We start from the raw sequence: 2,344 nt of genomic DNA, 5'->3' as shown, positions 1-2,344 counted from the left end.
GCATGTCGGCGACTTCGTCGATATAGAGCGTGCCGCTGTGGGCCTCTTCCAGCGCACCGACCTTGCGGGGCACGCCGCTGCCGCCTTCCATGCCGAAAAGCTCTTCCTCCATCCGCTCGGGCGTGATGGTGGCGGCGTTCACCACCACGAACGGGCCGCGGGCGCGCGGCGAGCGGGCATGGATGGCGCGGGCCGTCATCTCCTTGCCGGCACCGGAGGGGCCGGAGATGAGCACGCGGCTGTTGGCCGCCGCCACGCGCTCGATGGCCTGTCGCAGCTGGTTCATCACCGTGGAGGTGCCGACGAAATCGTCGGGCTCGCTGATGCGCTCCTTCAGGTCTTTCAGCTCGCGGCGCAGGCTGGAGGCTTCCAGCGCGCGTTCGGTCGCCAGCACCAGCCGGTCGGCCTTGAACGGCTTCTCGATATAGTCGTAGGCCCCGCGCTTGATGGCGGAAACGGCGGTTTCGATGTTGCCGTGGCCGGAGATGATGACCACCGGCAGGTCGGGATGCAGCTCGTGGATGGCATCCAGCAGCGCCAGCCCGTCCAGCCGGCTGCCCTGCAGCCAGATATCGAGGATGACGAGCGACGGGCGGCGCTCGCCGATCGCCGCCAGCGCGCTGTCGCTGTCGCCGGCGGTGCGGGTGCCGTAGCCCTCGTCGTCGAGAATGCCGGCAATGAGATCGCGGATATCCGCCTCGTCGTCGACGATAAGGATGTCAGAGGCCATGGCTGTCACCTGACTGCTGGTGAGACGGAGAAGCGGCCGCGGCGGCGGAACGATCCGCTGCCGGCTGGTCCGCTGACCTGGGGCCGGATGCCGGCCCGCCGGCGGTGGCCGGGGCGGGCTTGTCGGTTCCGGTGTGGAAGACGAGGCGCACGCAGGCGCCGTGGCCGCCGGTGGCAACGGCCGGTGCGTCCAGAAGTTCGATGTGGCCGCCGTGCTCTTCCACGATCTTGCCGACGATGGCAAGGCCGAGGCCGGTGCCCTTCTCGCGGGTCGTCATGTAGGGCTCAAGCAGGCGGGCGCGGTTTTCCTGCGGCAGGCCGGGCCCGTTGTCGATCACATCCACCACGAAGGTATGGTCCTCGCGGCGCACGTAAACATCGACGCGCCCCGGCTCGTCGCCGCGCGCGCCGGGCGGGGCGCCGGTAATCGCCTCGACGGCGTTCTTCACCACGTTGGCGATGGCCTGCCCCATCTGGCGGTGGTCGAACAGACCGATCAGCGGTTCGTCGGGGAAATGGGTGGCAAACGTCACATCCGGGTGGCTGACGCTCTGCAGGAACACCGCTTCGCGCACATTCTCCGTCAGGTCGCGCGGCTCGAACACCGGCTTCGGCATGCGCGCGAACGACGAGAACTCGTCCACCATGCGGCCGATGTCGCCGACCTGCCGCACGATGGTGTCGACGCACTGGTCGAACACGGTGCGGTCATCCTCGATGCGCTTGCCGTAGCGGCGGCGGATGCGCTCGGCCGAAAGCTGGATCGGTGTCAGCGGGTTCTTGATCTCGTGGGCGATGCGGCGGGCGACATCCGCCCAGGCGGAGGTGCGCTGCGCCTTCACCAGATCGGTGATGTCGTCGAGCGTGATGACGAGGCCCTGCCGGGCGTTGTCGCGCCAGCGGTCGTCGGTCACGCGCACGGCCACCGTGCGCTCGCGGCCGTCGCGGATCAGCACGATCTGGCCCTGCCGGCTCCAGTCGCCGTGGCCGGTGCGGGCGGTGGCCAGAATGGGGCCGAGCTCCGGCACCACCTCTTCCACCGCGCGGCCGCCGATATCCTCCGGCTTCAGGTCCAGCAGCGCTTCGGCGGAACGGTTGGCGAGCGAGATGTGGCCGGCCTCGTCCACGCCGAGCACGCCGGCCGTGACGCCTGAGAGCACCGCCTCGGTAAAGCGGCGGCGGCGGTCGATCTGGTCGTTGGCGGCCAGGAGGTCGTCGCGCTGCGAGCGCAGCTGCGTGGTCATGGTGTTGAAGGTCTGGCCCAGATGGGCGAAATCGCCATCCTGCGGACGGATGAACACGCGGGCGCTGAGATTGCCGCGCGCCACCTGATCGGCGGCGTTGATGAGCCGGCGGATGGGCGAGACCAGCCGGTTGGAAAAGGCAAAGCCCAGCCAGATCGCCGCCACCAGCAGCACCAGCGTGATGCCGACATAGACCAGCGCGAAGGCCGTCTGCACCCCGAGGCGGCTTTCCGCCAGATCGTGATATTCGATGGCGCTCTCGCGGGCGAGGCGCAGATATTCCGTCACCCGCGGATCCATGGCGCGGGTGACATAGAGATACATGTCGTCATAGGCCTTCAGCTTCATCACGCCGCCGACCTGATTGGTGT

Annotated in this window: 2 protein-coding genes; both read right to left on the bottom strand. The window is 68.6% G+C overall.

The genetic code is table 11. From position 1 onward, the window contains the following. Positions 1-730, bottom strand: a 730-nt coding sequence (locus V7067_RS17430; protein ID WP_334177153.1) for a response regulator, incomplete at its 3' end; no start/stop codon positions are given. Continuing rightward, positions 720-2,344 (bottom strand): PAS domain-containing sensor histidine kinase (locus V7067_RS17425; RefSeq protein ID WP_334177152.1); only part of this gene is annotated, 1,625 nt, incomplete at its 5' end. The genes V7067_RS17430 and V7067_RS17425, both read right to left, overlap by 11 nt.

The sequence above is a fragment of the Pseudoxanthobacter sp. genome (genome assembly GCF_036822375.1).
Taxonomy (GTDB): domain Bacteria; phylum Pseudomonadota; class Alphaproteobacteria; order Rhizobiales; family Segnochrobactraceae; genus Pseudoxanthobacter.
This window is presented reverse-complemented; position numbering and strand designations above follow the sequence as displayed.